This is a genomic window from Mesorhizobium sp. M1A.F.Ca.IN.022.07.1.1, from assembly GCF_003997575.1.
Lineage (GTDB): Bacteria > Pseudomonadota > Alphaproteobacteria > Rhizobiales > Rhizobiaceae > Mesorhizobium.
Genome location: NZ_RZST01000289.1, coordinates 1 through 7,615, shown reverse-complemented (window position 1 = coordinate 7,615; position 7,615 = coordinate 1). Strand labels below are relative to the sequence as shown.

At 64.5% G+C, this 7,615-nt stretch carries 10 protein-coding genes and 1 pseudogene; 5 read left to right on the top strand and 6 right to left on the bottom strand.

Annotated elements, in window-relative coordinates:
- On the top strand, positions 1 to 699 hold a 699-nt coding region (locus EOA75_RS25170; RefSeq protein ID WP_281058554.1), incomplete at its 5' end, for a TCP-1/cpn60 chaperonin family protein.
- Positions 700 to 1,166: 467 nt separating this feature from the next.
- On the opposite strand, the gene EOA75_RS25165 is transcribed toward EOA75_RS25170, so the two are convergent.
- The 4 genes and pseudogenes from EOA75_RS25165 to EOA75_RS25150 form a co-directional block, all read right to left on the bottom strand.
- Complete coding sequence (locus EOA75_RS25165; protein WP_127325427.1) at positions 1,167 to 1,778, bottom strand: LysE family translocator; 612 nt, start codon at positions 1,776 to 1,778, stop codon at positions 1,167 to 1,169.
- Positions 1,779 to 2,045: 267 nt separating this feature from the next.
- Positions 2,046 to 2,363, bottom strand: a pseudogene (locus EOA75_RS25160) (YkgJ family cysteine cluster protein); the annotation flags it as partial.
- Positions 2,364 to 2,561: 198 nt separating this feature from the next.
- The gene (locus tag EOA75_RS25155) at positions 2,562 to 3,344 is read right to left on the bottom strand and encodes an SRPBCC domain-containing protein (protein WP_245466729.1); all 783 of its coding nucleotides are present in this window, start codon (positions 3,342 to 3,344) and stop codon (positions 2,562 to 2,564) included.
- Complete coding sequence (locus EOA75_RS25150) at positions 3,341 to 3,661, bottom strand: metalloregulator ArsR/SmtB family transcription factor (protein ID WP_067001113.1); 321 nt, start codon at positions 3,659 to 3,661, stop codon at positions 3,341 to 3,343. The genes EOA75_RS25155 and EOA75_RS25150 overlap by 4 nt, the downstream gene beginning before the upstream one ends.
- 141 nt (positions 3,662 to 3,802) lie before the next feature.
- Here EOA75_RS25150 and EOA75_RS25145 point away from each other — a divergent pair, with 141 nt between their 5' ends.
- Complete coding sequence (locus EOA75_RS25145) at positions 3,803 to 3,982, top strand: CsbD family protein (protein ID WP_095802556.1); 180 nt, start codon at positions 3,803 to 3,805, stop codon at positions 3,980 to 3,982.
- Positions 3,983 to 4,148: 166 nt separating this feature from the next.
- A complete protein-coding gene (locus tag EOA75_RS25140; RefSeq protein WP_095784086.1) occupies positions 4,149 to 4,328 on the top strand; it encodes a CsbD family protein in 180 nt (59 codons plus the stop codon).
- Between the two features lie 129 nt (positions 4,329 to 4,457).
- Here EOA75_RS25140 and EOA75_RS25135 read toward each other — a convergent pair whose 3' ends face one another.
- Complete coding sequence (locus tag EOA75_RS25135) at positions 4,458 to 5,591, bottom strand: metallophosphoesterase (RefSeq protein WP_095802557.1); 1,134 nt, start codon at positions 5,589 to 5,591, stop codon at positions 4,458 to 4,460.
- Positions 5,592 to 5,736: 145 nt separating this feature from the next.
- On the opposite strand from EOA75_RS25135, the gene EOA75_RS25130 reads away from it, so the two are divergent.
- Positions 5,737 to 6,330 (top strand): hypothetical protein, encoded by a 594-nt coding sequence (locus tag EOA75_RS25130; protein WP_127217106.1) that lies wholly within the window; start codon positions 5,737 to 5,739, stop codon positions 6,328 to 6,330.
- 45 nt (positions 6,331 to 6,375) lie between these two features.
- Here EOA75_RS25130 and EOA75_RS25125 read toward each other — a convergent pair whose 3' ends face one another.
- On the bottom strand, positions 6,376 to 7,035 hold the full coding sequence (locus EOA75_RS25125; protein WP_082953879.1) for a TetR/AcrR family transcriptional regulator: 660 nt from the start codon (positions 7,033 to 7,035) through the stop codon (positions 6,376 to 6,378).
- Between the two features lie 115 nt (positions 7,036 to 7,150).
- Between EOA75_RS25125 and EOA75_RS25120 the strand changes: the two genes are divergently transcribed.
- A partial coding sequence (locus EOA75_RS25120; protein WP_164747548.1) for an NIPSNAP family protein occupies positions 7,151 to 7,615 on the top strand: 465 nt, incomplete at its 3' end.

The window sequence follows — 7,615 nt, the reverse complement described above, 5'->3', positions numbered from 1 at the left end:
CGCGCCAAGAAGGTGTCGATCTCCAAGGAGAACACCACCATCGTCGACGGCGCCGGCAAGAAGGCCGAGATCCAGGGCCGCGTTGCCCAGATCAAGCAGCAGATCGAGGAGACCACCTCGGACTACGACAAGGAGAAGCTGCAGGAGCGTCTGGCCAAGCTCGCGGGCGGCGTCGCGGTGATCCGCGTCGGCGGCGCGACCGAGGTCGAGGTCAAGGAAAAGAAGGACCGCGTTGACGACGCTCTGAACGCGACCCGCGCGGCCGTTGAGGAAGGCATCGTCCCCGGCGGCGGCGTCGCGCTGCTGCGCGCTTCGCACGCCGTCAAGGCGACCGGCGTCAATGCTGACCAGGCGGCGGGCATCGCCATCGTTCGTCGCGCGCTGCAGGCTCCGGCCCGCCAGATCGCGGCCAACGCCGGTGCCGAGGCTTCGATCGTTGCCGGCAAGATCCTCGAGAACAAGGCTGCGACCTACGGCTTCAACGCCCAGACCGGCGAGTATGGCGACATGATCGGCATGGGCATCGTCGACCCGGTCAAGGTCGTTCGCACCGCTCTCCAGGACGCGGCCTCGGTCGCCGGCCTGCTGGTCACCACCGAAGCCATGATCGCCGAGGCTCCGAAGAAGGAAGCCGCCGGCGGTATGCCGGGCGGTATGCCTGGCGGCGGCATGGGCGGCATGGGCGGCATGGACTTCTAAGAAGTCCATAAAGCACGCCCATCATTGAACATTGCTCAAGCCCGCAAGCGGCTTGAGTGGCGGCATGGACTTCTAAGAAGTCCGGTCCCACAGCGAATATGGAAAGGGCGGCAGACATGTCGCCCTTTTTGTTTGGCATGCGGGCAGCCGGTCCAAAGGCGGGCTTCTATACTGTTGCGAAGTGTTGCGATTGGCGAAGGCCCGCGCAACAGCCGATCTCCCCTCTTGAGGGGGAGATGCCCGGCAGGGCAAAGGGGGTCCCGCACATAAGGCGCCGGCGACGACTCCCTTGCAACGAAGGCGCTGGCGCTCCAACGCGCGGCGACCCCCTCTGTCGCCTTCGGCGACATCTCCCCCTCAAGGAGGGAGATCAGCAGCGCCAGCGCCAGCGCCAGCGCTCGGCCATCCCTGCGTCAACCTGATCCGCGTCGGCGATAGTCGAGGCGATGGGCTATATCACGGTTCGCTTACCGATCCGCCAGCGCCAGCTTGGCCCCCAGCATGACGAAGGCGCCGGCGAAGGTGCGGCGCATCCAGGTCAGCACCATCGGCCGCGACACGACATGGCTGCGCACCGAAGCCGCGAACACGCCGTAGACGGCGAAGACAAGGAAGGTCATCAGCATCAACACGCCGGACAGCTCCAGCATCTTGGCGAAAGCGTGCGGCTCGGTGGTGCTGACGAATTGCGGCAGGAAGGCGAAGAAGAAGATCGACAGTTTTGGGTTCAAGATGTTGATCAGGATGCCGGAGGTGATCACCTTGCGGGCAGAGCGCGGCGCGGCGTTCTGATCGAGAGCAAGGCCGCCCTTCTCCTTCAGCGTGTTCCAGGCCATGTAGAGCAGATAGGCGACGCCCAGATATTTCAGAGTCTCGAAGGCGACGGCGCTTGTGTGCAGCACCGCCGCAAGGCCGGTGATGGCCGCCGCCATGTGCGGGATGATGCCCAGCGTGCAGCCGAAAGCGGCGATGATCGCGGCGCGAGCGCCGCGCGAGAGGCCGGCGCTCAGCGTGTAGAGAACGCCAGTGCCGGGCGAAGCGACGATAATCAGCGACGTCAACAGGAATTCGATGCTCACGGTTTCCTCCATGGCCTGCACGGCGCGGAAGGTATCGGGAGGTCCGAGCGTGGGCAAGCGGGGAAGAAAGTAATCTCCCCCTTGTGGTCCCCTCGCGAGGAGACGTCGCCGAAGGCGACAGAGGGGGCTCGCCTCGTGTAGAGCGCGGCCTTTTCCGCGACGCGATCACGTTGGCGATTTATGTGAGACGACCCCCTCTGACCGCTTCGCGGCCATCTCCCCCTCGAGGGGGGAGATCACGCTCTCCGCCGCCAGCCCATGGGCGGCCCTTGCCATTAGGCAGTCGTCGCCGCCGGGCATGCAGGCGCGGCAGACATGCGGGCGGGCTTCGTAAATCGCGCAGGCCGTCTGCTTGCCCACCTCGCCGCGAAGCGCGGTGCAGCGGCCGTCCTCGCAGCGCATGCCTGACAGGTCGGTCGCGACCAGCTCATCGGGGATGCGGTCGAGCTCGGCATCCTCTTCGGTCGAAAAGCGCGGCCAGTCCGCCGAATAGGCGCAGCAGGCGCCGCAGCTCTGGCAGTCGAAGGCGGCTGATGCGTCAAGCAGGGTCGGGCAGGGTCGGTCGTGCGGCAAGGCTATCCTCATGCTGGCAAGTGCCTTTAGCACGGAGCCGGGAAATGCGTCGCATCCGGCCGAGCAAAAAATTTTGTTTTGCCGGGAACCCTTTTGCCGGCTGGCGGTTTTGTCCCTGTTATCGGCAGTTCACGAGTATCGAGAAAAGCTGATAACAAAAGACGCCTCCCGCGGCGCCCTGAAAAGCGCGAGAGGCGTTTTCCATCCGCCTTACATGATCGTGCTCATCATCGGCAGGATTTCATAGCGGAAGCCGCGGCCGGAACGCGCCACCGGGTCGCCTTCGGTAACCGCCCTGGCGTCGGCTTCCGTGCCGACCTGCAGGATCAGAAGCCCCCACGGTCCGGCTGGATCGGCGACTGGGCCGGCAATCATCATTCTGCCTTCACGAAGCAGGCCGCGCAGATAGTCGGCATGCGCATTCATCAGCGCCCTCTCCTCCTCCGTCAGGGTGAAGGCGAAATCCGGACGCGGCGGAATCAGCCGGCAATGGAAGACCGAAGGCGACCTGGCAGCCGTCTCCTTGGCAAGGAATTCGTCCAACCAGCCCAGAACGCGCTCCCAACCGGAACCGTGATCGCGGCAGGAGTCCCGTCGCGACCCGAAGCCGTCATGGCGCAGCGTCAGCCGGGTGCCGTTCTCGACGGCTTCGAGCGTATAGGTGACGGTGGTGAGGTTATCGCCGTCCCAGGGCGCCTTCCAGGTCATCACCAGACGATGCGGCGGCTCGACCTCGAGATACTCGCCGGCGACATGGAAGTCCTGCCCGTCCGCGCCCTTGCCTTCCGAGCGCCAGGCGCCGCCCGGCCGGACATCGGCCGTGTGCTCCGTCGTCCGGTACATGTTGTCGGCGCCCCACCAGAGCGGGATCTGGTCCTCAGCGGTAATGGCGCGGAAGACGCGCTCCGGCGGCACGGCGATCGTCACCGTGGCAAGGATGGTACCGGCGGAAATGTCGGCGATCGCGCGCGGCTTGTCTTGGATGGCCATCATTCATTCTCCAGGTAGGATTTGAGATTGCCGAGGCTGTGCTGCCAGAAGTCTCGGTAAGGCAGGATCCAGTCGGCGACATCCTTCAATTCCGCCGGCTCCAGCCGGTAGACTCGCTCGCGGCCCTGCCGCTGCTCGGAAACGACGTTGAGCTCGCGCAGTATCCTCAGATGCTTGGAAATGGCCGGCCGACTCTGCGAGAAGGCGGACGCCAGTTCGTTGACCGGCGCGGGGCCCTGCCGCAGCCGGTCGAGGATGGCGCGCCGCGTCGGATCGGCGATGGCGCGGAAGACGGAACGGTCGTGCTCAGCCTGCGGCATAATGCGTATCCATTTGGTTACATATTATGCCGAATTCGGTCGCCGGTCAATTATCCTCGACCGGTGTGCTTTGGCGCAACGGAACCGCGAAGCACTCCGGCCCGTTTCTCCTCGCGAATTGGATCTCCGGGAGATGCGGAGATGGTGAACATGGACCAAATAGTGGGCTTGGCGAAGCAGATCAAAGGTTCGATCCGGCAAGCCATAGGCAAGGCCGCCGGCAACCGGCCGATGGAAATCAGGGGCATGGCGGACAAGTCGGCAGGCCAGGTGCAGAAGGCCTGTGGCGACATGAAAGCCATGCTCAAAAAAGCGATGTGACCAGCAGGCCCCGCGGTCAGATCTCGAACGCCCGGCACGGGCTGTCCGTCATGCCGACAGCGGCGTGATGCGGCAGGCCGCACGGAACTCAAACATTGCCCGTTCGTTGTCGTGGCGGATGCGGTTGGCGCATCCCGCTCCTATTCCAGGCCCAGGAGATGCGGATATGGTGAACAGGCATCAAGTTGCCGGCATCGCCAAGCAGGTAAAAGGCAGGCTGAAGCAGGCGGCCGGCAAGGCCACCGGCAGCCGGCGCTTGCAGGTGGAAGGCATGTCCGAAAGAATCGCCGGCAGGGTGCGCAAGGCCTATGGCGACGTGAAGGACAAGGCTCGCAAGGCGCTCTGACTCCATACGCCGCGAGGCAATGGCCGACCCGCGCGCCGGCCTGTTCGTCTTTGAGCGCCGACGGCGTCAACACCGCAGAACAGCTCGAACAACAGGCCTGGACAACTCTACCCGGCGCGCTTTCTCCCTTCAGGTGGCCCAGCTTTTGGTGAAGGCGTTGGTGAAAACGACCTCGCCATGGTCGCCGGCCGCCTCAGCCAAGACCACGTCCATGTGGTCATCGGTCACCCGCGCCAGCGCAAAGCCGCCCATGAAGGCCGCCTTCGGCTTGACGAGGTCGAGCCCGTCGCGCCGGTAGATCATCGGCACTGCGTGCTGATGGCCGTGAAAAATGGCGATCACATTATAACCCTTCAGCGTGGCGAGAAGCGCCTGGCGGTCGGCGTCGCCCCACCAGTGCGGGCGGCCGGCGCCGCCTTCGCCATAGGTGCGCTTCACTGGATCCCAGCGCTCGACCGAGAAGGTGTCCCAACCATAGTGCTGGAAGAGAATCACCGGACGGCCGTCGCCGGCATAGGTCGCCAGATCCTGCTTCAGCCATGGCAGGCTGCCTATCGCGTCATGGCCGGTGTCGCCGGCGAAGCGATGCGTCTGGACGAGGTGCAGGCCGCCCCAATCCCAGGAATAGCAATCGGTGTCGACATCGTAATTGGTCGCCGGCACCGGCGGCTTGAAGAAAACGCCGGGGCGATGGTTGACTTCGACATAGTCGCGCATCTCGCGACGGTACCAGTCGACATGGCGCGTCGGCCCATTCTGGTCGAGATCGTGATTGCCGAGCCCGACATAGACCGGGACATGCACGCGATCAGGGCCGATGCCTTGCTGGTAGCGCTGGCTGAACTGCAGAAGCTGCGTGCCTTCGCTCGGCTCAGTGATCTGGCCGCCGCCATCGTCGGTGATGTCGCCCCCGGTGACGACCCCGAGCGGCGTGCCGATGCGTGTGCCGGCCGAGCGCAGGCCGGTGGCAGCGCCGTTGATCTCGGCCGGCCACTCTTTGTCGTCGATTGCGTTGAGCGCGGCCACATTGCGCAGCAATGCCGCATCGGTCTTGCCTTCCTGCTCGCAATGCGGGCTGAGCCCGGTCGCCATGCGGCAGGCATGGATATCGGCGATGAACAAAAAGGTGGCGTCAATCGGCTGGATAGGCTGGCCGGTCTGGGCGAAAGTGGTGTCCGGCAGGGCGCAGGTCGCGGCAAGGCCGGCCACCCGGGCCAGGAAATCGCGCCGGGACAAGAATGCTGAGGATAAGCGATTCATCATCGCGCCATTGGAACATTTTCAGCGCCGGATCGTCCAGATTGGCGGCTCTTTTCAAGCATTGGTTGAATTCGTGAAGGGCACTTTGGGTCGACAGCGCAGAGAGGGTCTGTCATTCCTTCCAGAACACATTTCCAGGGGAGAAGGCATGAAACCCGTGACGACCTGTGTGGCCCTCTCCATGCTTGCCCTCACCGGCGCCGCCGAGGCGGCCGACTGCGTGGACGCCAAATCCGCCAAGGCCGGCTTCGTGCTGGAGAAGCCCGGCATCCGCAGCGAGTTCCGGCCGGCGCCGGGCGGCATGGTCGCGGTCGCCAACAACTACCAGTCGCAATCGCCGCAGACGCAATATCTTTACGCCGGGCTGATCGAGATTTTCCGCGATAGCGACACGGGCCGGCTGTCAATGATCCCGCTCGGCGACCTCAAAAAGCTCTTCCCGCTGAAGGCCGGTGCCAAGAGCAAGACCGAGTTCGTGCGGCTTTCGGCGAAGAAGGCGCCGAAGGGCACCGAAACACTGGCTTTAAGCGTCAAGGGCAAGGACACCTACAAGCTGGGCGACTGCAAATACACGGTGCTGACGGTGAAAGAGACGCTGACCGGCGATTCCGGCACGGTGATCGACAGCTTCACCGCGCTCTATTCGCCCGACCTGCAAGCGGTGCTGGCGCGGCGCTACGACGAGGGGACGAGCGCGCAGAGCGAAGTGGGGTTCGAGACGATCAAGCCGCTGAGGGAGTGAAGGCTGCCTTTCAGTCAGGGACTTACGATGATCCTCATACCGGCATCAGCGGATTGCCTGCTGCCGCACCACCCTGCGGCGTCGTCTGGCGGGCGAACCGTTCTGTGATGGCGGGGGCTCGACCCGCTCCAAACCCTCCAGGCACTGCCGCAACACACCGGCATCCTGCTCGGCCTTGGCCATCGACATGGCGCCGGAGTAAGCCGCCACCGTCAGCGCGGCAAAGCGGTCGGGATCGGTCCCACCTTCCCGGCCGGCCTCCTGATCGGCGCGCACCTTGTCGGAGATCGCCCGCCGCCAGCCGGCGAAGATATCGGCCAACGCAATACGGAAATCGGGATCGGCGAGCGACAGCTCATGCGCCAGATTGTTGAGCGGGCAGCCGCGCACATAGCCCTGCTGCTCGAGCGCGGCCGCTACCGCCTCAAACACGGCGCGCACGCCCTTGCGCGCCGAAGGCGCCGCCCGCACCGGCTCGATCCAGGTCTCCTCAACCGCGGCCGCCACCCGCTCCTCGATCACCGCCAGCGCCAGCGCCTTCTTGGTCGGGAAATGATGGTGCAGCGCGCCGCCGGTGACGCCGGCCGCCGCCATCAGGTCGCCGAGGCTCGAGGCGTGGTAGCCGCGCGCCTGGAAGCAATCTTCCGCCACGTCGAGCACGCGCCGCCGCATGCCCTGCGGATCGTTGGTGCGCTTCTTGCGCATCGCCACCTCCACCTTTCCCCGTCGGAGAGAAGGGGAAGAACGTAGCATATTGACAAAACAGGACAACCGGTCTGTTTATAAACAGGATGAACACCCTGTTTTCGAGAGTCTAGCCATGAACAGACCTTCCCGCCTTGCGTCGCCGATCGTGGAGCTCAGGCAATACACATTGAAACCCGGCGATCGCGAAACGCTTATCGCGCTGTTCGACCGGGAGTTCATCGAGAGCCAGGAAGCCGTGGGCATGACCGTTATCGGCCAGTTCCGCGACCTCGATCGTCCCGACATGTTCGTCTGGCTGCGCGGCTTCGCCGACATGGAGGCCAGGAGGAAAGCGCTCACCGCCTTCTATGAGGGCCCGGTGTGGGCCGAGCATCGCGACGCCGCCAATGCGACGATGATCGATTCCGACGACGTGCTGTTGCTGAAGCCCGCGTGGCCGGACGCCGGCTTCGACCTGTCGAGGCGGGAGCGGTCGACCGTGAGCGAAGGCGAAAACAAAAGTGCGCAGCCTCACTTAGACGGCATTGTTGAGATTTCTATTCATCATTTGCGCCACCGCATGGAAACCGGCTTTTCC